The organism is Candidatus Pseudomonas auctus, from assembly GCF_048654275.1.
GTDB classification, from domain to species: domain Bacteria; phylum Pseudomonadota; class Gammaproteobacteria; order Pseudomonadales; family Pseudomonadaceae; genus Aquipseudomonas; species Aquipseudomonas pharyngis.
In genome coordinates this window covers 76480-102753 of sequence record NZ_JBJYZK010000005.1, presented here as the reverse complement: position 1 = coordinate 102753, position 26274 = coordinate 76480, and the positions used below count along the sequence as shown (strand labels likewise).

General features: G+C 61.0%; 25 protein-coding genes and 1 pseudogene. 6 read left to right on the top strand and 20 right to left on the bottom strand.

The genetic code is table 11. The features are described 5' to 3' along the window. Positions 1–27 precede the first annotated feature (27 nt). The 8 genes from ACKUG4_RS11910 to exbB form a co-directional block, all read right to left on the bottom strand. Entirely contained in the window at positions 28–789 is a 762-nt protein-coding gene (locus ACKUG4_RS11910; protein ID WP_445434057.1) for a Fic/DOC family protein, read from the bottom strand. Next, positions 786–1043: a hypothetical protein gene (locus tag ACKUG4_RS11905; RefSeq protein WP_085612086.1), complete on the bottom strand. Its 258-nt coding sequence runs from the start codon at positions 1041–1043 to the stop codon at positions 786–788. Before ACKUG4_RS11905 ends, ACKUG4_RS11910 begins: the two co-directional genes overlap by 4 nt. 137 nt (positions 1044–1180) lie before the next feature. Beyond that, the gene (locus ACKUG4_RS11900; protein ID WP_039765182.1) at positions 1181–2581 is read right to left on the bottom strand and encodes an aminoacyl-tRNA deacylase and HDOD domain-containing protein; all 1401 of its coding nucleotides are present in this window, start codon (positions 2579–2581) and stop codon (positions 1181–1183) included. A 79-nt stretch (positions 2582–2660) separates the two neighbouring features. Further along, positions 2661–4736, bottom strand: coding sequence for an ATP-dependent DNA helicase RecG (gene recG, locus ACKUG4_RS11895; protein WP_064600430.1), 2076 nt, complete (start codon positions 4734–4736; stop codon positions 2661–2663). Positions 4737–4745: 9 nt separating this feature from the next. Then, positions 4746–5675 (bottom strand): hydrogen peroxide-inducible genes activator, encoded by a 930-nt coding sequence (locus ACKUG4_RS11890; protein WP_007954418.1) that lies wholly within the window; start codon positions 5673–5675, stop codon positions 4746–4748. 175 nt (positions 5676–5850) lie between these two features. Continuing rightward, positions 5851–6597, bottom strand: a complete 747-nt coding sequence (locus ACKUG4_RS11885; protein WP_445434056.1) for a TonB family protein — start codon at positions 6595–6597, stop codon at positions 5851–5853. Continuing rightward, on the bottom strand, positions 6594–7022 hold the full coding sequence (exbD, locus tag ACKUG4_RS11880; RefSeq protein WP_039765185.1) for a TonB system transport protein ExbD: 429 nt from the start codon (positions 7020–7022) through the stop codon (positions 6594–6596). Before exbD ends, ACKUG4_RS11885 begins: the two co-directional genes overlap by 4 nt. A 6-nt stretch (positions 7023–7028) precedes the next feature. Further along, entirely contained in the window at positions 7029–7982 is a 954-nt protein-coding gene (gene exbB, locus ACKUG4_RS11875) for a tonB-system energizer ExbB (protein ID WP_445434055.1), read from the bottom strand. A 188-nt stretch (positions 7983–8170) separates the two neighbouring features. On the opposite strand from exbB, the gene ACKUG4_RS11870 reads away from it, so the two are divergent. After that, the gene (locus ACKUG4_RS11870; RefSeq protein WP_445434054.1) at positions 8171–9028 is read left to right on the top strand and encodes an SDR family oxidoreductase; all 858 of its coding nucleotides are present in this window, start codon (positions 8171–8173) and stop codon (positions 9026–9028) included. 139 nt (positions 9029–9167) lie between these two features. Here the strand turns inward: ACKUG4_RS11870 and ACKUG4_RS11865 are convergent, their stop codons facing one another. The 6 genes from ACKUG4_RS11865 to ACKUG4_RS11840 all read right to left on the bottom strand — a co-directional run bounded on the left by ACKUG4_RS11865 (position 9168) and on the right by ACKUG4_RS11840 (position 14475). After that, positions 9168–9908, bottom strand: a complete 741-nt coding sequence (locus tag ACKUG4_RS11865; protein WP_011336562.1) for a putative periplasmic lipoprotein — start codon at positions 9906–9908, stop codon at positions 9168–9170. Between the two features lie 70 nt (positions 9909–9978). Next, positions 9979–10359: a deaminase RidA gene (gene ridA, locus ACKUG4_RS11860; protein WP_003229509.1), complete on the bottom strand. Its 381-nt coding sequence runs from the start codon at positions 10357–10359 to the stop codon at positions 9979–9981. 24 nt (positions 10360–10383) lie between these two features. Then, positions 10384–12489 carry a bifunctional GTP diphosphokinase/guanosine-3',5'-bis pyrophosphate 3'-pyrophosphohydrolase gene (spoT, locus tag ACKUG4_RS11855; protein WP_007954439.1) on the bottom strand — a complete coding sequence of 702 codons (2106 nt, stop codon included), beginning with the start codon at positions 12487–12489 and terminating at the stop codon, positions 10384–10386. A gap of 57 nt (positions 12490–12546) precedes the next feature. Further along, the gene (gene rpoZ, locus ACKUG4_RS11850) at positions 12547–12810 is read right to left on the bottom strand and encodes a DNA-directed RNA polymerase subunit omega (RefSeq protein ID WP_003229503.1); all 264 of its coding nucleotides are present in this window, start codon (positions 12808–12810) and stop codon (positions 12547–12549) included. 168 nt (positions 12811–12978) lie between these two features. Then, entirely contained in the window at positions 12979–13599 is a 621-nt protein-coding gene (gene gmk / locus ACKUG4_RS11845) for a guanylate kinase (protein WP_236187573.1), read from the bottom strand. A gap of 12 nt (positions 13600–13611) precedes the next feature. Next, entirely contained in the window at positions 13612–14475 is an 864-nt protein-coding gene (locus ACKUG4_RS11840; RefSeq protein ID WP_016770639.1) for a YicC/YloC family endoribonuclease, read from the bottom strand. A 267-nt stretch (positions 14476–14742) separates the two neighbouring features. Between ACKUG4_RS11840 and rph the strand changes: the two genes are divergently transcribed. The 3 genes from rph to gltS all read left to right on the top strand — a co-directional run bounded on the left by rph (position 14743) and on the right by gltS (position 17456). Next, entirely contained in the window at positions 14743–15465 is a 723-nt protein-coding gene (gene rph / locus ACKUG4_RS11835) for a ribonuclease PH (RefSeq protein ID WP_003229494.1), read from the top strand. Between the two features lie 29 nt (positions 15466–15494). Beyond that, entirely contained in the window at positions 15495–15863 is a 369-nt protein-coding gene (locus ACKUG4_RS11830; protein ID WP_064600417.1) for a DUF4870 domain-containing protein, read from the top strand. A gap of 384 nt (positions 15864–16247) precedes the next feature. Next, positions 16248–17456 (top strand): sodium/glutamate symporter, encoded by a 1209-nt coding sequence (gene gltS, locus ACKUG4_RS11825; protein WP_064600414.1) that lies wholly within the window; start codon positions 16248–16250, stop codon positions 17454–17456. Between the two features lie 79 nt (positions 17457–17535). Here gltS and crc read toward each other — a convergent pair whose 3' ends face one another. After that, positions 17536–18315 carry a catabolite repression control protein Crc gene (gene crc / locus ACKUG4_RS11820; RefSeq protein WP_007920349.1) on the bottom strand — a complete coding sequence of 260 codons (780 nt, stop codon included), beginning with the start codon at positions 18313–18315 and terminating at the stop codon, positions 17536–17538. 82 nt (positions 18316–18397) lie between these two features. Between crc and pyrE the strand changes: the two genes are divergently transcribed. Beyond that, a complete protein-coding gene (pyrE, locus tag ACKUG4_RS11815; RefSeq protein ID WP_011336558.1) occupies positions 18398–19042 on the top strand; it encodes an orotate phosphoribosyltransferase in 645 nt (214 codons plus the stop codon). A 69-nt stretch (positions 19043–19111) separates the two neighbouring features. Here pyrE and argB read toward each other — a convergent pair whose 3' ends face one another. The 4 genes and pseudogenes from argB to coaBC all read right to left on the bottom strand — a co-directional run bounded on the left by argB (position 19112) and on the right by coaBC (position 23344). Continuing rightward, positions 19112–20017: an acetylglutamate kinase gene (argB, locus tag ACKUG4_RS11810; RefSeq protein WP_007954443.1), complete on the bottom strand. Its 906-nt coding sequence runs from the start codon at positions 20015–20017 to the stop codon at positions 19112–19114. A gap of 24 nt (positions 20018–20041) precedes the next feature. Next, positions 20042–21418: pseudogene (locus ACKUG4_RS11805) on the bottom strand (phosphomannomutase/phosphoglucomutase); the annotation flags it as partial. Between the two features lie 256 nt (positions 21419–21674). Then, a complete protein-coding gene (dut, locus tag ACKUG4_RS11800) occupies positions 21675–22130 on the bottom strand; it encodes a dUTP diphosphatase (RefSeq protein ID WP_007954445.1) in 456 nt (151 codons plus the stop codon). A 5-nt stretch (positions 22131–22135) separates the two neighbouring features. Next, positions 22136–23344 carry a bifunctional phosphopantothenoylcysteine decarboxylase/phosphopantothenate--cysteine ligase CoaBC gene (gene coaBC, locus ACKUG4_RS11795; protein WP_064600412.1) on the bottom strand — a complete coding sequence of 403 codons (1209 nt, stop codon included), beginning with the start codon at positions 23342–23344 and terminating at the stop codon, positions 22136–22138. Positions 23345–23479: 135 nt separating this feature from the next. On the opposite strand from coaBC, the gene radC reads away from it, so the two are divergent. Next, positions 23480–24154: a RadC family protein gene (radC, locus tag ACKUG4_RS11790; protein ID WP_064600411.1), complete on the top strand. Its 675-nt coding sequence runs from the start codon at positions 23480–23482 to the stop codon at positions 24152–24154. 132 nt (positions 24155–24286) lie between these two features. On the opposite strand, the gene ACKUG4_RS11785 is transcribed toward radC, so the two are convergent. Further along, complete coding sequence (locus tag ACKUG4_RS11785; RefSeq protein ID WP_064600406.1) at positions 24287–25873, bottom strand: ABC transporter substrate-binding protein; 1587 nt, start codon at positions 25871–25873, stop codon at positions 24287–24289. Positions 25874–26274 lie beyond the last annotated feature (401 nt).

Sequence of the window (26274 nt, the reverse complement as noted above, 5' to 3'; positions counted from 1 at the left end):
GTAGCTTGCCGGGACAGGCCTGCCTCTTCAGCTTTCGGGCTCGGGAGGCTCGGCGTCCAGGGGCTGACCCCGGTATGTCTTGTAGATCTGCTGGACTTGCGGGTTGTCCAGGTTCTCGTAAGTGATGTCTTCCTTGTCCAGGCCATCCAGGCCTCGGATGCCACTAATGGTCTCTGGCCATTCGTCACGACTTGATATATCGACTACGAACGGGTTGAGGTAGTTATCGAGATGCCTTTCGCGCGGCTCTCGGATCTCGTCGCTGAGGGCCCGCAAGTAGTCGTCTTTGCTTGTCCTTGACCAGTCGATGGCGAACCCGGCTCGATAACAGAGTTCCATGAAGACCAATAGAATCGCGCGTCCATTGCCGTCCAGGAAGGGGTGTGCGAAAGCCAGTTGGCCCATCACTCCACCGGGATGGTCTCTGAAGCGTTTTTTGTCTGATGCGAGCTTGAGTGCATAGTCGACAGACATTTTGATGGAGTCCGGGCGCTCGAAGACTGTGCTGCGAGGGTCGTCGAAAGAGCCCTTGAAGACCGCCAGATGGGGGACGAGCTCGTTCCGGTCTTTTCCTGCCCAGTGATAGAAGCCTGAGAACAGGATCTCGTGAACCTTGAGTACAGTCTGGTAATCGATTGGCTTTTTCTTGGCCAGATAGGCAAGCGCCTCTTCGATGCTCAATTCGAACGAAAGATGCTCTGACTCTTTTACTTCAACGGGATCTTTCAGTTGCAGCGAGTTTTGAAGATATCCAGCCGTCTCGAAGTCGCCGAATGGATCGAAAGTCATGCGCTACGTTTCTGTGCACGCCTTTCCTGAAGGTAGCGCCCTTGGAGCGCGAGGATTTCAGATTTGCTCAGAACGCCTTTTCGCTTGAGATTGACGAGCAACTGTTCGATGCCATCCAGCTCGACGACATCACCAGCCAAGCGGGTAATGCCCACGGCCATGCGACTCATGCCGTCACGACTGGCTGTAACCTTGTTGTCTTTGGCAAGCTTGCGCACTTCGCTCGCAACGCTGACAGCATCTGTTTGGGTCATCGGAAATTCCTCTGAATGCCGTCAAATCATAGCAGGGCGCTTGTTTGCTGTCGTTGCTGGCAAAGTGGCCGAAATCTGTGGAGCCAGGGCCCAATCTGCAATCAAAACAGGCCCTGGTTGACGTTCCGAAGAATGCTTTAAGCCTGGCTGAACTGCGAAGCCAGTTCACGCAACAACACTTCCGCCTCAAGCACTTTGCTGACCACATCATTGGCCTTGTCACGAGTCAGGCCAACGCGTTCCAGCAGCGCATCCGGAATGTCTTCATCCGGGCCGGAGCCGATCCCGCGACTGCGCAGCAGGCGCACGGCCAGGCAGACGAGGTTCGGGTATTCGGCGTAGGCGCCGTCGTAGTTCGGGTCGTGCTGGAAGCGCAGGGCGGTGGCCAGTTCGTCGGGCATGTCCCAGTAGCGCATCAGCCAGGAGCCGATCTGTTCGCGGCTGATGCCCAGCAGGTGTTGCTCGACGTAGCTGTGGCACAGGTGCGGGTTGACTTCCAAGTGGCGGCAGATCAGCGAGAAGTGCGGCGGGAACACGTGGGCCAGCAGCAGGTAGCCGAAGTTGTGCAGCAGGCCGGCGAGGTAGGTCAGGCCGGATTCCGGGCGCTGGGCACGCGGCATGGCGCGGGTCAGACCTTCGATGACGGCGGCGGTGTAGATAGACTGCTGCCAGTACGGTGTGGTGTGTTGCGGGTGATCCTTGGGCAGGCTCAGGGTCTTGCCGAGGGCCAGGCCCAGCGCCAGGTTGATCACCAGATCGAAGCCCAGCACGCGGACGATCGCGTCTTCCACCGAACGGATCTTGCCCGGCGAGGCGTAGTACGGCGACGCCGCCCAGCTCACCACTTGCGCGGCCAGCGCCGGGTCGGTTTCGACCACGCCGGTGATGTCGTCGATGGTGGCGTTCGGGTCGACGCGCAGCTTGATGATTTTTTGTGCGGTTTCGGCCAGCGGCGGAATCTCGATGGTCGCTTCCAGACGCTGCTGGATGCGCCGCGCGGTGAACGCCTGCACGGCCTGGGTGATTTCCTCGCGGTCATCGTCCGGGCGGTCGAGGTTCGGGCGGATGCTGCTCAGGGCTTCGCCGAAGTTGGCGGCGCTGGCCTTGGTCAGCATGGTCTTGAAGTCTTCGCTGGCGATTTCCAGCAGCAGGCCCGGCTCACCGGAGTTGATCAGCAACTTCGGCTCGCGCAGCAGGCCTTCTTCGTAGAGGCACGGCGAGCTGGTCAGCGCCGGCAGGCCCGGCAGCAGGCTCAGGCTGTGTTTGCCGAGCATCTTTTCCAGGCGCTCGGTGGACACGGCGGTCAGGCGACGGCCCGTCAGCTCGGCGAGGCGGTTGAGATCCAGCAACTGACTCTGTGGAAACAGCACCATCAGCGCACCGACCGCGTCGTCCAGCAACACCGCCTGCACTTTGCGCGAGGCATTGAGGCCGTGGTGGTCGAGCACTTCTTCGTAGGCGACGCCCAGCTTGTTGAGCAGCAGCCGAATAACAGACGGAGCGTGCGGTGATTCGGGGGCGAGAGCAGCTTCGGTCATGGTCTGTATCCGTTTTTGAAACAATTGCAGGAGTATAACCAGCTTGGTTGGAACGAGCTGTCAGAAACTGCGACGGTGCTCACACTTGGCCGTATTGCTGCCCGTGTCGCAGCCAGCGGTCGAGCAACGGGCTGACGTGGGTAGGCCAGCGTTCGAGCAAGGCCTGGGCGGCATCGCGCACGGCGGGCAGCAGATCGGCGTCGCGCATCAGGTCGGCGACCTTGAATTGCAGCAGGCCGGTCTGGCGGGTGCCGAGCATTTCGCCGGGGCCGCGCAGTTCGAGGTCTTTTTCGGCGATGACGAAACCATCGTTGGTCTCGCGCATGATGCCCAGGCGCTGGCGGCCGATCTGCGACAGCGGCGGATGGTAGAGCAGCACGCAATGGCTGACCGCGCTGCCCCGGCCGACCCGACCGCGCAACTGGTGCAGTTGCGCAAGGCCCAGGCGCTCGGGGTTTTCGATGATCATCAGGCTGGCGTTGGGTACGTCCACGCCGACTTCGATCACGGTGGTGGCGACCAGCAGTTGCAGGTTGCCGGCCTTGAATTCGGCCATGACGGCGGCTTTCTCGGCGGGTTTCATGCGGCCGTGGATCAGCCCGACTTTCAACTCGCCGAGGGCGGCGGTCAGGTCTTCGAAGGTGGTTTCAGCAGCCTGACAGGTCAGCTCTTCGGACTCTTCGATCAGCGTGCACACCCAATAGGCCTGACGACCTTCGGCGCAGGCGCTGCGCACCCGTTCGATGACTTCGACGCGGCGGGTGTCGGTGACCAGCACGGTGTTGACCGGGGTTCGGCCGGGCGGCAGTTCGTCGAGGATCGAGGTGTCGAGGTCGGCGTAGGCGCTCATGGCCAGCGTCCGGGGAATCGGCGTGGCGGTCATGATCAGTTGATGCGGACACATGCGTCCGCCGACGCCTTTTTGCCGTAGCGCCAGACGTTGCTGAACGCCGAAGCGGTGTTGTTCGTCGATGATCACCAGAGCGAGGTTCTTGAACTGCACTTCATCCTGGAACAGCGCGTGAGTGCCGACCACCATCGGCGTGCCGCTGGCGATCTGTTCCAGCGCGGCGACGCGGTTCTTGCCCTTGAGCTTGCCGGCCAGCCACGCCACGTCGATGCCCAGCGGTTCGAGCCAGCGCTTGAAGGTGATGAAGTGCTGCTCGGCGAGGATCTCGGTCGGCGCCATCAGCGCGACCTGATAGCCCGCTTCCAGCGCTTGCAGCGCAGCGAGGGCGGCGACCACGGTTTTGCCCGCGCCGACGTCGCCCTGAATCAGCCGCAGCATCGGTTCGTGCTGGCTGAGGTCGTAGGCGATTTCGTTGCCGACCCGTTGCTGAGCGCCGGTCGGATTGAAGCCGAGGTTGGCCAGGTATTTCGCCGGCAGTCTGGTGGCTTTCGGCATCGCCGGCGCACGCAGGGAGCGCATGCTTTCACGCAGGCGTTGCTGGGACAGTTGATGAGTCAGCAGTTCTTCGAAAGCCAGACGATGCTGGGCCCAGTGATGGCCGAGGGCGAGTTCGTCGACGTCGGCATCGGCGGGCGGGTTGTGCAGGTAGCGGATCGCGTCGGCCAGCGGCGCCAGTTGATAGTCGCGGGCCAGTTCGGTCGGCAGCCAGTCGGGCAGGGTGGATGGCTTGAGCAGGGTTAACGTCTGCATGCACAACTGGCGCAGACGCGCCTGTGTCAGGCCTTCGGTCAGCGGGTAGACCGGGGTCAGGGTTTCATCCACCGGTGGAGGTTCGTCGCCGTTGATGGCGCGGTATTCCGGGTGGTAGATCTCCAGCCCCGAGGCGCCGGGCCGGGCTTCGCCGTAGCAGCGAATCCGCGTGCCGCGCTTGAGGCCTTCTTTCTGCGCGTTGCTGAAGTGGTAGAAGCGCAGGCTCAACCCGCCGGTGCCGTCCTGCAAGCGCACGACGAGGCTGCGGCGCCGGCCCATGACCACGTCGGCGCCGCTGACGGTGCCTTCGACCACGGCGTCCTGCCCCGGCCGCAACGCGCCGATCGGCACCACGCGGGTGCGATCCTGATAACGCAGCGGCAGGTGGAACAGCACGTCCTGGAGGTTTTCCAGACCGACCTTGGCCAGTTTCTCGGCCATGGCTTCACCGACACCCTTGAGTGCGGTGACCGAGACCTGCGACAGCTCCGTCATGACGCTGGCTTAACCGGCCGTGACCGGCGCGGCAGGCTTGGCGACCGAGCACAGGCGTATGGAGTCGGCGAGGATCTCGATGGCTTTCGGCCGTGGGAAGCTCGCACGCCAGGCGATGGCCACGGTGCGGAACGGCACCGGTGCCGACAGCGGACGCACTTCGATCACGCCCGGAGCGTAGTGATGGCTATCTACCGCCGACAGCGGCAGGATCGAGATGCCCAGGCCGGACGCGACCATGTGGCGAATGGTTTCCAGCGAGCTGGATTCGACCGTGGTGTGCTTGGCGCCGTCGTTGCCCTTGGTCAGGGTCGGGCAGGCTTCCAGCACCTGATCGCGGAAGCAATGGCCCTCGCCGAGCAGCAGCAGGCTCTTGTCGTTGAGCAGCGCGGCGTCGATGGATTCTTTCTGGGTCCACGGGTGCTGGGCCGGCATCAGGACGTAGAACGGCTCGTCGTAGAGTTGCAGGGTCAGTACGTCGGCTTCGTTGAACGGCAGGGCGATGATGATCGCGTCGAGCTCGCCGTTGCGCAGTTTGTCGCGCAGCACGTGGGTGAAATTTTCTTCGATGTACAACGGCATCTGCGGGGCGACCCGGTGCAGTTGTGGAATCAGGTGCGGGAACAGGTACGGGCCGACGGTGTAGATCGCGCCGACTTTCAGCGGGGCGGTCAGCTGGTTCTTGCCGGCCTGGGCCAGTTCGCGGATGCCCTGGGCCTGCTCCAGCACTTTCTGCGCCTGGGCGACGATGCCTTCACCGACCGGGGTCAGGCGCACGGCGCTTTTGCTGCGCTCGAAAATCAGCACACCGAGTTCGTCTTCAAGCTTTTTCACGCCCACCGACAGGGTCGGCTGGCTGACGTGGCAACGCTCGGCCGCGTGGCCGAAATGCTGCTCTTGGGCGAGGGTAACGATGTAGCGTAATTCTGTGAGAGTCATAGCAAGCGTCCATGAAGATGCGGGCCAAGCATACCGGCTGCAATCGATAGACGCACGTTATCAGACTGAGTGATGAATGCGACACCGGGCAATGCCGGTTTGCCGTGGATGGATAAGCGAAAGGCACCTTGCGGTGCCTTTTTGGCTGGATCAGGCCGGGCTCCGCGAGTGCGGATCAGCGGCGACGTTCCAGTGAGTACACAAACGGCGCAACGATTTCGATCGCGCCATTGGTCAGCATGTCGGCCGGTGGCTTGGGCAGCGGCTGGGCGCGGCGGATCATTTCCAGGGTGGCCCGGTCCAGATCGGCGTTGCCGGAGCGGCCCACCAGTTCGAACGACAGCACGTTGCCTTCGCCATCGACCACGAAACGCAACCGGTTCAAGCCTTCCTTGCCCCGTGCCTGAGCACTGGCCGGGTACTTCTTGTACTTGGCCAGATGCGCGAGCAGGGTGCCTTGCCAGCTGGCCTTGGCGGCCATTTGTGCAGGCGACGGGCCCGGTGCAGGCTGGGCGGATTTCTCCGTCGGGGCCTGAGTCGGCTGGGTATCGGCCGGCTTCTCTTCGGACGGTTTCTCCTTCGGCGGATCGGGCAGTTTCTTCTCGATCGGCTTCGGCGGTTTGGGTTTCGGCTTGGGCTTCGGTTTCGGTACCGCGATCTCGGCTTTCGGCGCTTCGGCCAGTTTCGGGATCGGCAGTTCCTCAACCGGAGCCGGTGGCTGCGGTGGCGTGACGACTTTCGGCGGTGCAGGCGGTGGCGGGGCCGGAACCGGTGCCAGCTCGACCATCATTGCCTGCGGCGGCAATTCGATGGGCGGGCGGACGTTCCAGTTCAGCGCCAGCGCGATGGCCAGCGCGTGAACACCCAGCACCACGGCCAGGCTACCGCTGTAACGCGTCAGCTTATGGCGCGTGGTGATCATTTCTTGACTGCGCTCTCGAGTCCGACCAGACCGACCTTCAGGTAACCGGCGGCGCGCAGGTTATCCATCACGCTCATCAGGTCGCCGTAATCCACGCCTTTGTCGGCCTGGAAGAAGATCGTCGTGTCTTTCTTGCCCTGAGTCTTGGCGTCGAGGACTGCGCCGAGGGTTTCGGCTTTCACTTCGTCATCGCCAATGAACAGGCGCTGGTCAGCCTTCACGCTGAGGAACACCGGTTTCTCCGGCCGCGGCGCCGGTTTGGCGGTCGAGGCAGGCAGGTCAACCTTGATGTCCACGGTGGCCAGTGGCGCGGCCACCATGAAGATGATCAACAGCACCAGCATCACGTCGATGAACGGCGTGACGTTGATTTCGTGGTTCTCGGCCAGATCGTCGTCTGCGCCTTCTTTCAAATGCAGGCCCATGGCCGATTACCCCACTTTCACCATGTGCGGTTGCGAGCTGTTGCGCTCAGGCTGGTGGTCGAGGTCGCGGCTGACCAGCAGCAGCACCTGAGCCGACGCATCGGACACCTGAGCCTTGTAACCGGCGATGGAGCGGGCAAAGACGTTGTAGATGACCACGGCAGGAATCGCGGCCACCAGACCCAGTGCGGTAGCCAGCAGCGCTTCAGCGATACCCGGTGCTACGACGGCAAGGTTGGTGGTCTGGGTTTTGGCGATGCCGATGAAGCTGTTCATGATGCCCCACACGGTACCGAACAGGCCGACGAACGGTGCGGTGGAACCGATGGTGGCGAGGACGCCGGTGCCGCTGCTCATGTTGCGGCCACAGGCTGCGACCAGGCGCTCGAGGCGGAAGCTGACGCGTTCCTTGATGCCTTCTTTTTCGCGGGCGTTGGTCGACAGGCGCATTTCTTCCAGCGCGTCGTGTACCAGCAGGTTGGCGAGGGTGCCTTCCTTCGCGGCGGTGGCGCTGGCCTCTTTGAGCGTGGCGGCTTTTTTCAGGGCGGCAATCTCGCCGCGCAGACGACGCTTGGCGCCCATCAACTCGAAGCCCTTGGCGATCCAGATGGTCCAGGTGATGATCGAGGCGATGGCCAGACCGATCATCACGGCTTTAACGATGACGTCGGCGTTCTGGTACATGCCCCATGGCGACAGGTCGTGGGCCATGCCCAGGGTGTTGTCGGCTTCGAGGACTTCCGGCGCGTCGGCGGCGCTGGCGTCTACGGCCTGCACCGGGTCGGTCGCGGCAGGTGCGGCGGCCGGAGCGCTCTGCTCGGTGGCGGCTGGCGCGGCCGGGGTTTGTGCGTCAGCGAAGGCGGCGGCTGGCGCCAGCATCAGGCTGACCAGCAGGGCAGCCACGGCGCTCCAGGCGCGAGGTCGGTTGGTTGGCGAAGCGGAGTTTTGAATGCGTGTCATGCTGGCCGGACCTGAGATAGAAAAACGGTAATGCTCTTCCAGGCCTCGTGAGGCCGAGAACAAAAGTGGCGTGCATTATTGCAAGTAATTCTTGTTAACAAAAGTAATAGAGTTGCTTTTTTTCCTTGATTGCTAGCCGCTCGTCCCTTGCCGAGGCTAGTCTGTCGCTTTCCGATGGGAGATTTTTGATGTCCGCGCCTTCTGTTTTGATCGCCGGTTGTGGTGATGTCGGCAGTCGTCTGGCCACGCAATTGCTGGCTGCCGGCTTCCAGGTCTACGGCCTGCGCCGTGATATTTCACGTTTGCCGGACGGCGTTATCGGTGTGGCCGGTGACTTGTTCAATGAGGATTGCCCCGAGACGTGGCCGGTGGGCGCTATCGATTACCTGGTGTATAGCGCGGCGGCTACTGATCACGATGAAGCCGGTTATCGCGCGGCTTATGTGCAGGGTTTGCAGCATGTGCTGGGTTGGCTGAACGATTACGGTCAGGAGCCTGAGCGGTTGCTGTTTGTTTCCAGCAGCAGTGTTTACGGGCAGCAGAACGGCGAATGGGTCGATGAAAAATCCGAAACCGTCGCCGCTGGTTATTCCGGACGGGTGATGCTGGAGGCCGAGCAGGTTGCGCTCAACAGCGGCATTCCAGCGAGCATCGTGCGCCTGACGGGTATTTATGGCCCCGGCCGTGAGTGGCTGCTGACTCAGGTGCGGCGTGGTTATCGGGTGGCGGTCGATCCGCCGCTGTATGGCAATCGCATTCATGCCGATGACGCGGCAGGGTTGATGGCGTTTCTGCTGGAGGCGGCTCGCAAGGGCGAGGCGCTGGATGACATCTATATCGGCGTGGACGATGCGCCGGCGCCGCTGGCCGAAGTGGTAGCGTGGTTGCGCGAGTATCTGGGCGTTACCGAATGGTCGGAAGACGAGAGCGTGCGTCGCACCGGCAGCAAGCGTTGCAGCAATGCCCGGGCGAAGGCGCTGGGTTGGGTGCCAAAGTATCCGAGTTATCGCGAGGGGTATGCCGCGATTCTTGAGGGGCGCTGCTGACTTTCAGGCATTACACAGTAAATGTGGGAGCGAGCCTGCTCACGATGAGGTCGTAACATTCAACATTGATGCTGACTGTCAGACTGCTATCGCGAGCAGGCTCGCTCCCACATGGGATCTCTGTAGCTTCAGAGGCTGGTTATTGCTTCTCGAGCAACCACTTGCGCTCACCCGGGGTGAACTGTGGTTGTTCATCCGCCAGTGCCGTGTTCACGGCCTGCAGGATTTCCAGTTCCTTGCCCTTGCGCACAAAGATCCAGTTGTTGCCCTGACCGTTCTGCTGCAACCACATGCTGTCGTTGCCGCTGCTCATCGACGCGCAATCGCCTGCGAGGCACAGCGCATAACGATCGGCACCTGGCAGGCCGGAGACTTGTCCGTCAGCCTGGAATTGCACGGTGGCGCCTTCGCCCTGGCCGCTGGTGATCGTCCAGTTGCCGCCCAGATAAGCGGAATACAGCGCGCGTTCGAAGCTGGCGCCGATCGGTGCGCCCTCCGGCACCGGAATTTGCGCGCGGTCGAAGACCTGTTCCGGTTCGTTTTCATTGGCGACTTGTTGCAGTTGGCCGCCGTCACGTTTCAGCTCGCTGGCGGAGCTGCCATAGAAGTCGACTTTCCAGGCGCCGGACTGTTCGCCGAGCAAGCGACCTTCGACGTTTTCGAAACCGTTGGTGTAGCGGGCCTGGCCGGCCTTGGTGTTGACGTCCCACTCCAGGTTCGGACCGTAAGCCTGAAGCGCTTCGCGCAGGGGGCCGCCCTTGGCAGCGGCATCGATGGCGACCTGATTGATCCAGGTGCCGCTGATGTCACGGTCGGCAGGGTTGCTGGCGCAACCGCCGAGGAAAATGGCGAGCAGCGAGAGAGCAAGCGCTTTGCGCATGGTGGAATCCTTTCAAAACCTTTTCTTTACCGCAGAGCAGTCGGCGCGGCGTGAGGCCGCGCCGTGCGCATTACTCGATGACCAGAATGGCATCCATTTCAACCTGCGAACCCTTTGGCAGGGCTGCCACACCGATGGCGGCGCGCGCCGGGTACGGCTGGTCGAAGTACTTGCCCATGATCTCGTTGACCTTGGCGAAGTGGCTCAGGTCGGTGAGGAAGATGTTCAGCTTGACGATGTCCTTGAACGAACCACCGGCGGCTTCGGCCACGGCTTTCAGGTTCTCGAACACCTGGACGGTCTGGGCTTCGAAGCCTTCGACCAGTTCCATGGTTTTTGGATCGAGGGGAATCTGACCCGACATGTAAACGGTGTTACCGGCCTTGATCGCCTGGGAGTAAGTACCGATGGCGGCCGGGGCCTTGTCGCTGGTGATAACAGTCTTGGTCATGTATGACTCCTTGTAATGTTTGAGTTATGCACGCATGCGGGTGATGCGGATCACCCCGGTCAGGGCGCGCAGTTTCTTGATCACGCGGGCCAGGTGCACACGGTCGTGGACGCTGACCACCAACTGGACAACGCTGATGCGACCATCGCGTTCGTCCATGCTGATTTTTTCGATATTGCCGTCGGCTGCGTTGACGCTGCTGGCCAGCAGCGCGATCAGGCCGCGCTGATGTTCCAGCTCGACGCGCAGTTCGACGTTGAATTCGCCGGTGACATCCTTGGCCCATGAGAGCTGGATGCATTTTTCCGGGTTGTGCCTGATTTCGCTGATGTTGCGGCAGTTGTCCAGGTGCACGACCATGCCTTTGCCCGCCGACAGGTGCCCGACAATCGGGTCGCCCGGGATCGGCGTACAGCATTTGGCGTAGCTGAGGACCAGGCCTTCGGTACCGCGAATCGCCAGCGGGCCTTCCGGGCTTGGCAGTTGTTCACCTTCACCGAGCAGGCGGCGCGCCACGACGTAGGCCATGCGGTTGCCCAGGCCGATGTCTTCCAGCAAGTCTTCGATCAGTTCGAGGCGGTACTCGGTGAGCATCGCCTTCACGCGTTCGGCCGGAATCTGTTCCAGCGCGCTGTCGAAGCCGTTGAGCACCTTGTTCAGCAGGCGTTCGCCGAGGCTGATGGATTCGGAGCGGCGTTGCAGTTTCAGCGCGTGGCGGATATGGGTTCGCGCCTTGCCGGTGACCACGAAGTTGAGCCACGCCGGGTTCGGCCGTGCGCCGGGAGCGCTGACGATCTCGACCGTGGAGCCGCTTTGCAGCGGTTCGGACAGCGGCGCGAGACGACGGTTGATCCGGCAGGCGATGCAGCTGTTGCCGACGTCGGTGTGCACCGCGTAGGCAAAGTCGACCGCTGTGGAGCCTTTGGGCAGCTCCATGATCCGGCCTTTGGGCGTGAACACGTAGACCTCGTCCGGGAACAGGTCGATCTTCACGCTCTCGATGAATTCCAGCGAGTTGCCGGCACGTTGCTGCATTTCCAGCACGCCTTTGACCCACTGACGGGCGCGGGCATGGGTGCCTTTCGGCTGCTCGTCACCGCTGGATTTGTACAGCCAATGGGCGGCGATGCCGTTGTTGGCCATCTCTTCCATTTCGCGGGTGCGGATCTGGATTTCGATCGGTACGCCGTGCATGCCGAACAGCGTGGTGTGCAGCGACTGATAGCCGTTGGCCTTGGGGATCGCGATGTAATCCTTGAAGCGCCCCGGCAACGGTTTGTACAAATTATGTACGGCACCCAGCACGCGGTAGCAGGTATCGACCTTGTCGACGATGATCCGGAACGCGTAGACGTCCATGATCTCGTTGAAGGCTCGACGCTTGCCGCGCATTTTCTTGTAGATGCCGTAAAGGTGTTTCTGGCGACCGCTGACTTCACCCTGGATGCCGTCGATGGCGAGGCAGTGGCCAAGGGATTCTTCGATCTTGTTGACGATTTCCTTGCGGTTACCCCGGGCGCGCTTGACCGCCTGGTAGATACGCGCGGAACGCATCGGGTGCATCGCCTTGAAGCCGAGGTCTTCGAACTCGATGCGGATCGCGTGCATGCCCAGCCGGTTGGCGATGGGGGCGTAGATCTCGAGGGTTTCCTTGGCGATGCGTCGGCGTTTTTCGCCGGACAGCACTTCCAGCGTACGCATGTTGTGCAGACGGTCGGCGAGCTTGACCAGGATCACGCGAATGTCGCGCGCCATGGCCATGGCCATCTTCTGGAAGTTTTCAGCCTGGGCTTCGGCCTTGGTTTCGAAGTTCATCTGGGTCAGTTTGCTGACCCCGTCGACCAGTTCGGCCACGGTTTCACCGAACTGCGCTTGCAGCGCCTCTTTGGCGATACCGGTGTCTTCGATTACGTCATGCAGCATCGCGGCCATCAGGCTTTGATGGTCCATGTGCATGTCGGCAAGAATATTCGCCACGGCAAGGGGATGCGTGACGTACGCCTCGCCGCTGCGGCGGCGTTGGCCGTCGTGGGCTTGTTCGGCGTAGAAATACGCTCGGCGGACCAGGTTGACCTGGTCGTTGCCGAGGTAGGTCGATAAGCGATCGGCGAGGGCGTCTATGCTCGGCATGATGTCTCCTGCCGTAAGCTGTGATCCCGCGCCGTGCTACGTCGACCAGGCATAGGCTTAGACGGCCTCGTTGGACTCGTCCTCGAACGCAGCGAAGACCGGGTCTTCGTGGACGATTTCCTGCTCGGCGATGAACTCGTAGCTCATCAGGCCTTCAGCGATTTCACGCAGCGCAACTACGGTCGGTTTGTCGTTTTCCCACTGAACCAGGGGCTCTTTGCCGCCGGTGGCCAGTTGACGGGCACGCTTGGTAGAGAGCATGACCAGCTCAAAGCGGTTTTCCACGTGTTCTAGGCAGTCTTCAACGGTTACGCGGGCCATGGTATTCCTCGGAGCGAATGCAATATGCGCGCTGCCCGGTTGGGCGAGCGGACTCAACAGTTTAAAAAATCACCAGCGATTAGGGAAGCGCTGATTTTTTGACCAGACTCTTCAACGCGCTGCAAGTGCCAATGTAAAGCCCTTGCTGCGGTTTTGGGAAGTGCTGTTTCAGCCGAGCAATTCAGCCAGCAATTTGCCGAAACGCACTTGCTGACGTTTCTGTTGCAGCTGATTGGCGCGGAAAATCGCCTTCAGATCGTCCAGCGCGTGGGCGAAATCATCGTTGATGATCAGGTAGTCGTACTCGACATAGTGGCTCATCTCGCTGACCGCTTCGCGCATCCGGCCGTCGATGATGTCGTCGCTGTCCTGGCCACGGTTGGTCAGGCGCTGGTGCAGGGCCTGCAGCGATGGCGGCAGAATGAAGATCGAGCGCGCCTGCGGCATCAGCTTGCGCACTTGCTCGGCGCCTTGCCAGTCGATTTCCAGAATCAGGTCGTGGCCTTCGTCCAGGGTCTGCTGCAGACGGCTTTGCGAGGTGCCGTAGAAGTTGCCGAAGACTTCGGCGCGTTCCAGGAAGTCGCCGTGCTCGCCCATCTTCACGAATTCTTCGCGGGTCACGAAGTGATAGTTCACGCCGTCCACTTCGCCCGGGCGCATGGCGCGGGTGGTGTGGGAAATCGAGACGCGGATTTCCGGGTTGGCGTCGGTCAGGGCCTTGACCAGACTGCTCTTGCCCGCGCCCGAAGGGGCGGAAATGATGTACAGGGTGCCGGTGCTGTGGGTCATGTCGGGGTAGCCTTACTCAATATTCTGCACTTGTTCGCGCATCTGCTCGATCAACACCTTGAGGTTGACCGCCGCCTGGGTGCTGCGCGGGTCGAAGGCCTTGGAGCCCAGTGTGTTGGCTTCGCGGTTGAGCTCCTGCATCAGGAAGTCCAGGCGCCGGCCGGCGGCACCGCCGGATTTCAGCACCCGGCGAACTTCGATGATGTGGGTGCTCAGGCGATCCAGTTCTTCGGCCACGTCGCTCTTTTGCGCGAGGATGACCATTTCCTGTTCCAGGCGCTGCGGGTCCAGTTCGGCCTTCATGTCGGCGAAACGGTCGAGGACTTTCTGGCGCTGGGTGGCGAGCATCTGCGGAACCAGTTCGCGCAGGGTCACCACATCTTCCTCGATGGAGGTCAGGCGATCGTTGATCAGGCGGGCCAACTCCGCGCCTTCGCGCTCGCGGCCGGCCTTGAGGTCTTTCAGGCCTTGATTGAACAGGGCCAGCGCCTCGGCGTTCAGCGCCTGCGGGTCGGTGGCGTCGGCGACCAGTACGCCTGGCCAGGCCAGCACTTCCAGCGGGTTCAGCGCGGCCGGGTTCTTGATCAGGCCAGCAACGGTTTCGGCAGCGGCGACCAGTTGCGCGGCGCGCTCGCGATCCACCTGCAGCGGCTTGCCGGTGCTTTCCTCGGTGAAACGCAGGGTGCATTCCAGTTTGCCGCGCGACAGGCCCTGGCGCAGGGCTTCGCGGACAGCGCCTTCGAGGTCGCGAAACGACTCCGGCAGGCGCAGGTGGGGTTCCAGGTAACGGCTGTTGACCGAGCGCAGTTCCCAGCTCAGGGTGCCCTGAACGCCGGCTTTTTCGACGCGGGCGAAGGCGGTCATGCTGTGCACCATGGGGTGACCTCGCGATACAGATCGGCGCGAATTGAAGCTCCGCAGCTCGATATCAATGAATTTAAGCCGACTGGCAGCAAAGGCGCAGGATTGTAGCGCAGTGCGGCAGATGCGCCCAAACACACGGTGTGACAAAGGGCTGCAGGCCGTCGGCGAAGCGCGTTTCAGGGCCTTCGGTCGTCGGCCGGATTTTTTAACGAGTGCCCAGGCGCGGTGCGCGGCTCTATAATGCTCCGCAGTTTTCCGTCCCCAGTACAGGTATCTCCTATGAAACGTCCAAGTGGTCGCGCTGCCGATCAGCTCCGCTCGATCCGCATTACCCGCAACTACACCAAACACGCCGAGGGATCGGTACTGGTCGAATTCGGTGATACCAAGGTCATCTGCACCGTCAGCGTCGAAAACGGCGTGCCGCGTTTCCTCAAAGGCCAGGGCCAGGGTTGGCTGACCGCCGAGTACGGCATGCTGCCGCGCGCCACCGGCGAGCGTAACCAGCGTGAAGCGAGCCGTGGCAAGCAGGGCGGTCGTACCCTGGAAATCCAGCGCCTGATCGGCCGCTCCCTGCGCGCCGCGCTGGACATGTCCAAGCTGGGCGACGTCACCCTGTACGTCGACTGCGACGTGATCCAGGCCGACGGCGGTACCCGCACTGCGTCGATCACCGGCGCCATGGTTGCGCTGGTCGATGCACTGAAAGTGATCAAGAAGCGCGGCGGCCTGAAAGGCGGCGACCCGCTCAAGCAAATGATCGGTGCCGTTTCCGTGGGCATGTACCAGGGCGAGCCGGTGCTGGATCTGGACTATCTTGAAGACTCTGCCGCCGAGACCGACCTCAACGTGGTGATGACCAGCACCGGTGGCTTCATTGAGGTGCAGGGCACCGCCGAAGGCGCGCCGTTCCAGCCTGAAGAGCTGAACGCGATGCTGGAGCTGGCGAAGAAAGGCATGAACGAGATCTTCGAACTGCAAAAGGCTGCACTGGCCGACTGAGCAGGTTCGTAACCCGCAAGGAGGACGCAATGAGTGGTGAGCAAGAGTTGCTGCCCAAGCCGAGCCAGGAGGTTCGCCAATGGGCCATGTTTTGTCACTTGTCCGCCTTGCTGGGGATCTGGATTCCGTTCGGCACGCTGATCGGGCCGCTGGTCCTGTGGCAGATGAAGCGCGAGACCGATCCGTTCATCGACGCCCAGGGCAAGGAAGCGCTGAATTTCCAGATCACCGTGGCGATCGCTTCGATGATCTGCTTCGTGCTGATGCTGCTGATTATCGGATTCGTGCTGTTCGGCCTGCTGGCCATTGCGGCGCTGGTGCTGACAATTATCGGTGGAGTGAAAGCCAACGAAGGTTTCCCGTATCGCTATCCGTTCACTTGGCGGTTGATCAAATAGCATCCGGCCGAAAGGTGCATGTTGGAATAATCAATCCGCATATTTAAAAGCCCTGACTTGTCAGGGCTTTTTTGCAACTCAATAAACCTGTAATGCTTGTAGGAATAATCTTTCTGCGATGAGTGGTAGAGGATATTTAATATATTCATCAGCCTTACATTTTTAGTCACAAGTACGTTGCCTTTATGTTGCCGAAGGACATTGGCAGCATGACTTTATGCTTGCTATGGTTGCCGCACGTTATATTCCTTCAGAAATATTTCGATATGTTCAAGCCATCGAAGGCTTTTGAATTCCAGTGTTTCCGGTGTTGAACAGTTCGCCGGTTCATGAGGCGTATCCAGGGAAAGTTCGCCTCTGAATATATAGCCAAGAATAATCCAGATGATTCAGCTCGATTTCTACGGCACGCTCGTGGCCGCTTCACTCGTACTTCTGCTGGGGCGTGGCCTTGTTGCCCGTGTTGGTGTACTGCGCAATTTCAATATTCCCGAACCCGTTGCGGGTGGGTTGTTGGTTGCGCTGGTTCTTCTGGTATTGCGAGCGCTCGATATAGAAGTTCGTTTCGATACCTCATTGCAGACACCGCTCATGCTGGCGTTTTTTGCCACTATCGGTCTGAGTGCCGATTTCGCCAGTCTCAAGAAGGGCGGTCGCGTAGTCGGAATGTTCTTGTTAGCGGTCATCGGCCTTCTGATTCTGCAAAACGCCATGGGTATCGGACTCGCAAAAGTGCTTGGCCTTGATCCGCTGATGGGGCTGCTGACGGGGTCGATTACCCTGGCGGGCGGTCACGGTACCGGCGCTGCATGGGGCGCGGTATTCAATGAGAAATACGGCCTGGCCTCCGCCTCGGAACTGGCGATCGCCTCTGCGACGTTCGGTCTTGTACTGGGTGGTCTGATAGGCGGTCCGGTTGCTCGTTTACTCATCAAGCGTGTGGAAGTGCCTGGCTGCAACGCCCAGGCGCCGCAAAGCCTGCCACGGGGCTTCGAGCAGCCGAACAAAGAGCGCTCGATCACGCCATTTTCCTTTATCGAAACCCTGGCTCTGATCGCGGTCAGCTTGCTGGCGGGTAATCTTCTTAATGGCCTGCTTCACGGCACGGCATTCGAATTGCCGACGTTCGTTTGCGTGCTGTTCGTGGGCGTGGTGCTGCGCAACGGTCTTTCAGCGCTGGGGTTGTATCAGGTGTTTGAACGTGAAGTCTCGGTGTTGGGGAATGTCAGCCTCTCGCTGTTTCTGGCGATCGCCCTGATGTCGCTCAAATTGTGGGATCTGGCGGCGTTGGCGTTGCCGATCTTCATCATTCTGGCTGTACAGGCGCTGGTCATGGCGCTGTTCGCGATCTTTGTGACGTTCCGGATGATGGGCAGTAACTACGATGCTGCCGTACTGGCGGCGGGGCACTGCGGTTTTGGTCTCGGTGCTACGCCGACTGCCATCGCTAACATGCAAGTGGTTACGCAACGCTATGGGCCTTCGCAGATCGCGTTTTTGGTCGTACCGATGGTGGGGGCGTTCTTCATCGACATTATTAATGTCATCGTGATCAAGCTGTATCTGATGCTGCCTTTCTTCGCCGTCATCTGAGTTCGATTTCACTTCGAACGCAGGCAAAAAAATGCCCGTATCTTGTGATACGGGCATTTTTTCAACTACGAAACTGCGCTTAGATAGTCAGCGTCCAGTCGTAGTCGACGATCAGCGGCGCGTGCTGTGAGAACCGAGGCTGACGCGGCAGGCGTGCGCTGCGCACGAAGCGCCGCAGCCCTGGAGTCAGGATCTGGTAGTCGAAGCGCCAGCCCAGATTCAGCATCTCGGCCTGTTCGTTGTCCGGCCACCAGCTGTACTGGTCGCCTTCGCGGCTGACTTCGCGCAGGGCATCTACGTAGCCCATATTGCCGACAATCTCGTCCATCCAGGCGCGTTCCGGCGCCAGGAAACCCGGGGATTGCTGGCTGTCGCGCCAGTTCTTGATGTCGAGCTTCTGCTGCGCGACGTACAGCGAGCCACAATAAATGTACTCGCGACGTTTACGCCGCTGTTTGTCCAGGTACTTGCCGAAATCGTCCATGAGCTTGAACTTCTGGTTCAAGTCCTCATCGCCGTTCATCCCCGAAGGAAGCAGCAAGGTGGCAATACTGACTTTGTCGAAATCTGCTTGCAGGTAGCGCCCGTAGCGGTCGGCCGTCTCGAATCCGAGACCGCTGATGACAGCCTTCGGTTGCAACCGCGAATACAAAGCCACGCCACCTTGGGCAGGGACTTCAGCATCGCAGGCATAAAGGAAGTAGCCATCCAGTTGGAAGGCTGGGTCGTCCAGTTCAAAGGCGGAGGCACGGGTGTCCTGCAGGCAGATGACGTCGGCATTCTGTGCCTGCAGCCAACTGAGCAAACCGCGCTCGACTGCAGCCTGAATACCATTGACGTTCACACTGATGATCCGCATAAATGGCCCCAAAAATCGCGTGCGTGTATGATACACGGCGTCAAGCTAATTAGCTAAATCCGTGGTATTTGGGGTTTTTTTCATGCAAGCGTATCAGCGCGATTTCATTCGTTTTGCCATCGATCGCGGCGTTTTGCGCTTCGGTGAGTTCACCCTGAAGTCCGGGCGCACCAGTCCTTACTTCTTCAATGCCGGCCTGTTCAACTCGGGTTCCGCGTTGGCGCAGCTGGGTCGTTTCTACGCTGCGGCCATCGCCGAGAGCGGCATTCCGTTCGACGTGCTGTTCGGCCCGGCCTACAAAGGCATCCCGCTGGCGGCGACCACTGCCGTGGCGCTGGCAGAGCACCACAACCGTGACCTGCCTTGGTGCTTCAACCGCAAGGAAGCCAAGGCCCACGGCGAGGGCGGCAGCCTGGTCGGCGCACCGCTGACCGGTGATGTGCTGATCATCGACGATGTGATCACTGCCGGCACCGCCATCCGTGAAGTGATGCAGATCATCGCTTCCCAGGACGGCGCCAAGGCCGCTGGCGTGCTGATCGCTCTGAACCGTCAGGAGCGCGGTAACGGCGAGCTGTCGGCAATCCAGGAAGTCGAGCGTGATTTCGGCATCCCGGTCATCAGCATCGTGTCGCTGAACCAGGTGCTGGAATTCCTGGCTGACGATCCGCAGCTCAAGCAGCACCTGCCAGCCGTTGAAGCCTATCGCGCCCAGTTCGGCGTCTGATCGCAGCTTCAGGCAAAAAAAGACCCCGCTCAGCCAGGCTGAGCGGGGTCTTTTTGTTTGCGCGAGCGCTTACGGACGCTTGCGATTGCTGATCAGCGTACCCACACCGGTATCGGTGAAGATTTCCAGCAGGATCGCGTTCGGTACACGGCCGTCGATGATCAGCGAGCTGCCCACGCCGCCCTGAACCGCTTCCAGTGCACAGCGGATCTTCGGCAGCATGCCGCCGTAGATGGTGCCGTCGGCGATCAGGTCGTCGACCTGCTGGGTGCTCAGGCCGGTCAGTACGGTGCCCGACTTGTCCATCAGGCCGGCGATGTTGGTCAGCAGCATCAGCTTCTCGGCTTTCAGCGCTTCGGCGACCTTGCCGGCCACCAGGTCAGCGTTGATGTTGTACGACTCGCCGTTCTCACCCACGCCGATCGGCGCGATCACCGGGATGAAGTTGCCTTTGACCAGCAGGTTCAGCAGTTCGGTGTTGATCCCGACAACCTCGCCCACATGGCCGATGTCGATGATTTCCGGCTGGGTCATCTCCGGGGTCTGGCGGGTGACGGTGAGCTTCTTCGCACGAATCAGCCCGGCGTCTTTACCGGTCAGGCCGATGGCGCTGCCGCCGTGACGGTTGATCAGGTTGACGATGCTTTTGTTGACCTGACCGCCCAGGACCATCTCCACCACGTCCATGGTCGCGGCGTCGGTGACGCGCATGCCGTCGACGAAGTGGCTTTCGATCGACAGGCGCTTGAGCAGATCACCGATCTGCGGGCCACCGCCGTGCACGACCACCGGGTTGATGCCCACGGCCTTCATCAGCACGATGTCGCGGGCGAAGCCGGTTTTCAGCTCCTCGCTTTCCATCGCGTTGCCGCCGTATTTGATCACCAGGGTCTTGCCGACGTATCGGCGGATGTAAGGCAGCGCTTCGGACAGGACCTTGGCAGTGTTGGCGGCGGCATCGCGTTCGAGGGTCATTCAGGGCTCCGGGTGAATCAGCAATCAGAACGGTAGTTGGAGATCAGGTGCAACGCGTTTCAGTTGGGCATGGAACACAGCCTTGATGCGCTGCAATTCAGCCTCGTCATCGGCCTCGAAGCGCAGCACCAGCACCGGTGTGGTGTTGGACGCGCGCACCAGGCCCCAGCCTTTGGCGTAGTCGACCCGCACGCCGTCAATGGTGGTCAGGTCGGCGCCTGGGCCCCACTGCGCATCGTGCAGTGCATCAATGATGCTGAATTTGCTCTCTTCGGTCACATGGATATTGATTTCCGGCGTGGAAATATCGTTCGGGAAGGTCGCGAACAGCTCCTCGGCCGAAGATTTTTCCTTGCTGAGGATTTCCAGCAGCCGTGCGGCGCTGTAAATGCCGTCGTCGAAACCGAACCAGCGCTCCTTGAAGAAAATGTGCCCGCTCATTTCGCCGGCCAACAGCGCGCCGGACTGTTTCATTTTCTTTTTGATCAACGAGTGACCGGTCTTCCACATTAGCGGCCGACCGCCATATTCCTTGATCAGCGGGATCAGGCGACGGGTGCATTTGACGTCGAAAATGATTTCCGCGTCCGGGTTGCGCGCCACCACGTCACGGGCGAACAGCATCAGCAGGCGATCCGGGAACACAATGGTGCCGGTGTTGGTCACCACGCCGACGCGGTCACCGTCACCGTCGAAGGCCAGGCCGATGTCGGCGTTGGTTTCCTTGACCTTGGCGATCAGGTCGACGAGGTTCTCAGGCTTGCCCGGGTCCGGGTGGTGGTTCGGGAAGTTGCCGTCGACTTCGCAGAACAGCGGGATGACTTCGCAGTTCAGTGCTTCGATCAGTTGCGGGGCGATCACGCCGGCCGCGCCGTTGCCGCAGTCGACCACGACTTTCAGGCGCCGGGCCAGTTTGATGTCCTGGACGATTTCGGTGGTGTAGCGGTCGAGGATTTCGACCTGGGTCACGCTGCCCGTGCCGCTGCTCAGGTTGCCGGTCTTGATACGCTCATGCAAAACCTGAATCTGTTCATTGGCGAGGGTATCGCCGGCGATCACGATCTTGAAGCCGTTGTAGTTCGACGGGTTGTGGCTGCCGGTGAGCATCACGCCGGATTTGCCGGCCAGCACGTTGGCGGCGTAGTACAGCGCTGGGGTCGGCACCAGGCCGACGTCGCTGACATGGCAGCCGCTTTCGGCGATACCGCGGATCAGTTCGGCAACCAGTTCCGGACCGGACAGGCGGCCGTCACGGCCGACGGACACGTTCGGTTCGCCCTGGGCCAGGCTCTGGGAGCCGATGGCGCGACCGATCCAGTAGGCGGTTTCGCCATTGAGGAATTCCGGCACGGTGCCGCGAATGTCATAGGCGCGGAAGATGCTGTCGGGAAGCTTCGGGGCGACTTGGGCGGGGGTGCTCATCTGCGAAAATGCTCCATCTCGAAAGTGGCTGGACACACCGACGACTATTCGACGGCAAGCTCAAACTGAAGGGTATGACGGCGGTTTTCACAGAGAGTTCGTGGTGTGAAAGGGCCATGACGCCTTGTACGGCGTGGCTTTGGCCTGTCAATGCCTTGATTTTCAGCGGTAAAGCTTGCAGATGAATCTGCGTATTTTTATGGCGAGAGAGCAGGCTCCCTCGCCACAAAACCAATCACTTGGTGCCGGAATGGCCGAAACCGCCAGCGCCGCGTTCGGTTTCGACGAACTCTTCAACCATTTCGAAGTGCGCCTGAACCACCGGCACCAGCACCAGCTGCGCCAGGCGCTCGCCGACCGGCATGGTGAATTCGGTCTGGCCACGGTTCCAGCAGGAGACCATCAGCGGGCCCTGGTAGTCGGAGTCGATCAGGCCGACGAGGTTGCCCAGCACGATGCCGTGCTTATGGCCCATGCCCGAGCGCGGCAGGATCAGCGCGGCGAGGTTCGGGTCGCCGATGTAGACCGACAGACCGGTGGGGATCAGCACCGTTTCACCCGGTTTGATCACGATGTCCTCTTGCAGCATGGCGCGCAGGTCGAGGCCGGCGGAGCCCGGTGTGGCGTATTGCGGCAGCGGGAATTCGGTACCGATGCGTGGGTCGAGGATCTTGGCTTGCAAAGCGTGCATGTAAATTAAACCTGGTTCAGACGTTCGGCGATAAAAGTGACCAGTTGGCGAGCGATCTTGCTCTTGCTGGTCTGGGCGAAAAGCGTGGCGTGCAGCGCACGGTCGATGACGCTGCAGGCGTTTTCTTCGCTGTTGAAACCGATGCTCGGGTTGGCGACGTCGTTGGCGACGATCAGATCGAGATTCTTGTCCTTCAGCTTGCGTGCAGCGTAGTCGAGCAGGTGTTCGGTCTCGGCGGCGAAGCCGACACTGAACGGACGGTCGGGACGGGTCGCGATGGTGGCCAGGATGTCCGGGTTGCGCACCATTTGCAGGACGAAGCCGTCGCCGCTCGTAGGGTCTTTCTTCAATTTTTGCGGGGCGACGACTTCCGGGCGGTAGTCCGCCACCGCCGCAGAGGCGATGAAAATGTCGCAAGGGATCGCGGCTTCGCAGGCGGCGAGCATGTCCCGGGCGCTGACCACGTCGATACGGGTCACACGATCCGGCGTCGGCAGGTGCACCGGGCCGCTGATCAGGGTCACGCGGGCGCCGGCCTCCACTGCCGCTTCGGCCAGGGCGAAGCCCATTTTTCCGGAGCTGTGGTTGGTGATGTAGCGCACCGGGTCGATGTTTTCCTGGGTCGGGCCGGCGGTGATCACCACGTGCTTGCCGGTCAATGCCTGACGCTGGAAGCAGTCCGCCGCGAGCTGGGCCAGGTCGGTGGCTTCCATCATGCGGCCCATGCCGACGTCGCCGCAGGCCTGGCTGCCCGAGGCCGGGCCGAAGGTCTTCAGGCCACGGCTTTCAAGAAGTTGCAGGTTGGCCTGGGTCGCCGGGTCGCGCCACATGGCCTGGTTCATGGCCGGGGCGACCGCTACGACCGCGTCGGTGGCCAGCACCAGGGTGGTCAGCAAATCGTTGGCAATGCCTTGGGCCAGACGGGCGAGCAGGTCGGCGGTGGCCGGGGCGATCAGCACCAGATCGGCCCATTTGGCCAGTTCGATGTGGCCCATCGCCGCTTCGGCGGCCGGGTCGAGCAAGTCCAGGTGAACCGGGTGACCGGACAACGCCTGCATGGTCAACGGGGTGATGAATTCGCTGCCGCCACGGGTCATGACCACGCGCACTTCGGCGCCCTGATCGATCAGGCGGCGCACAAGGTCGGCGCTCTTGTAGGCAGCAATGCCGCCGCCGACGCCCAGAACGATGCGTTTCCGATACAGCCGCTGCATAGGTCTGCCTTTCATTTCGTTGGTGACATACGTGGCGAAACCCCCTCCCCAGGGTGAATTCGCCCGCAAAAAAGATGGGCTACGATATCACAGCGACCGCTACGGAACAGCGGCGCCCACAGACAAGGAAGGTGTATGAGTATTCGCGATTGGCCGGCGGCGGAAAGGCCGCGGGAGAAGCTGTTGGAACAGGGCTCGGGAAGTCTTTCCGATGCCGAATTGCTGGCGATTTTTCTACGTACCGGCGTATCCGGCAAAAGTGCGGTGGATGTAGCAAGGCATCTGTTGAGTCAGTTCGGCAGCTTGCGTGCTTTGCTTGAGGCCGATCTCGCAACGTTCAGTGAACAACTGGGCCTGGGCCCGGCGAAGTTCGCCCAGTTGCAGGCCGTGCTGGAAATGGGGCGGCGACACTTGGCCGAGCGCATGCGCCAGAAAACGGCGCTGGAAAATCCGCAGGTCGTGCGTGATTACCTCAAGGCCATGCTGCGCCACGAGCCGCACGAGGTGTTCGGTTGCCTGTTTCTCGACTCCAAACATCAGGTGCTGACTTTCGAGACGCTGTTTCGCGGCTCGATCGACAACACGGCCGTGCATCCCCGGGAAGTCGTGAAGCGTTCCCTGGCCAACAACGCGGCAGCGGTGATCCTGTGCCATAACCATCCGTCGGGAAACTCCGATCCCAGTCAGGCTGATCGATTATTGACCAAGCGCTTGCAGAAGGCTTTGGAGTTGATTGATGTGCGGGTGCTCGATCACTTCATCGTTGGCGATGGTGAACCGTTGTCGATGGCGGAGTGTGGCTGGATGTAGCTCCGAAGGGAGAATGCAAAACCCTGTGGGAGCTGGCTTGCCAGCGATGACGGCGGCACATTCAGCACAATGTTGTCTGTCAGTCCGATATCGCTGGCAAGCCAGCTCCCACAGGTTTTGTGTTGTGGCGGGTTATTTAAGGGTGACTTTGGAGTAATCCTGCCGCCCAAACGGGCTCACCGAGTAACCCTGCACGTCCTTACGCGTCAGCGCATAAGCCGTCGGATGCGCCAGCGGCAGCCACAGCGCCTGCTGCTGGATCTGCGCCTGCGCCTGTTCGTAGAGCTTGGTGCGTACGCCTTGTTCGCTGGTGGTCTTGCCGGCGCTGATCAGCTTGTCCAGGTCGGCATTGCAGTAGCGGGCGAAGTTGGTGCCGGATTTGACCGCCGCGCAGGAAAACTGCGGCGTGAGGAAGTTGTCCGGGTCACCGTTGTCGCCGGCCCAGCCCATGAACAGCAAGTCATGTTCGCCAGCCTTGGCGCGACGGATCAGTTCGCCCCACTCGATCACGCGGATTTCCGCCTGAATGCCGATTTCTGCCAGATCCGATTGCAGGAGCTGCGCGCCGAGGCTCGGGTTCGGGTTGAGCAGGCTGCCGGACGGGCGCGTCCAGATGGTGGTCTGGAAACCGTCCTTCAATCCGGCCTTGGCCAGCAGGGCCTTGGCCTTGTTCACGTCGTGGGCGTAACCCGGCAGGTTCTTCGCGTAGCTCCAGGTGTTCGGCGGGTACGGGCCGTTGGCGGCTTCGGCGGTGTCCTCGAACACGGCTTTCAGGTAGTTGGCCTTGTCGAAGGCGAGGTTGATCGCCTGGCGCACTTCCGCTTTGTCCAGTGGCGGATGCTGGCTGTTGATGCCTACGAAAGCAGTCATGAACGCGTCAGTCTTTTCGACTTTCAGCGTCGGCTCCTGCTTGGCAGCCTGTACGTCCAGTGGTTTTGGCGACAGGGCAATCTGGCACTCGTTGCGCCGCAGCTTTTGCAGCCGCACGTTAGCGTCCGGGGTGATGGCGAAGATCAGCGGGTCCACCGCAGGTTTGCCGCGGAAGTAGTCCGGGTTGGCCTTGTAGCGGATCGAGGCGTCTTTCTGGAACCGGGTGAAGACGAACGGCCCGGTGCCGACCGGCTGGCTGTTGAGCTTGTCGGTGGCGCCGGCCTTCAACAGCTTGTCGGCGTATTCAGCAGAATAAATCGAGGCGAAACCCATGCTCAGGGTCGCGAGGAACGTCGAGTCCGGGTGATCGAGGGTGAAGCGCACGGTCAGCGGATCCAGTGCGTCGATCTTCTTGATCAGGCTCGGCAACTGCATCGACTGAGCATGGGGAAAGCCGCTCTGGGCGACCTTGTGCCACGGATTGGCCGGGTCGAGCATGCGGTCGAAGCTGAATTTGACGTCTTCGGCGGTCAGTTCGCGTGTCGGCTTGAAGTAATCAGTCGTGTGAAACTTCACCTGCGGGTGCAGCTTGAACACGTAGGTCAGGCCGTCGGTGCTGACTTCCCAGCTATCGGCCAGGCTCGGGACCACCTTGCCGCTGGCGGTGTCGAAGTCCACCAGACGGTTCATCAGCACATCGGCCGAGGCGTTGGTGGTGGTCAGCGAGTTGTACTGCACCACGTCGAAGCCCTCGGGGCTGGCCTCGGTGCAGACGCTCAGGGCGGCGGCCTGGGCCAGTGGACTCAGTAACAGCGGGGCGAAGAGCAGGGGGAGGGCAGCGAGGCGCATGGTCGGCTTCCTTTACAGATCGAAGGCCCATCTGCAAGTGCAGTCTGGAAAAGGCCTACCCTAGTGGTCGCGATTGAAAATGACTATCCCCTTTTTGCATTTTCGGGGCTGCGGGGTTAAGGATTTGTCGGAAGAGGTGGCGGGAAAAGTCTCGATTGCGGGCATGGCCGATTTTCTTCGACGAATGGTAAAAATTGCCGGCAGCCTTTGCCCAAGGCGCTTGCGGCCGGGAAAAGCGGCTTTTTAGCCATTCTTTGCGCACGGAAAGTTGTTGCTCCGTGGTCTTTCTGGTATAAAGCAGCGCTCTTTTCTAGGGGCCCGGTTCCTTCGCTTGTAGGTGTAGCCGGTAAGACCTCTAAAGAATCGCGGCGCCTGGCGCCACAATGACTAGAGATTAAGCG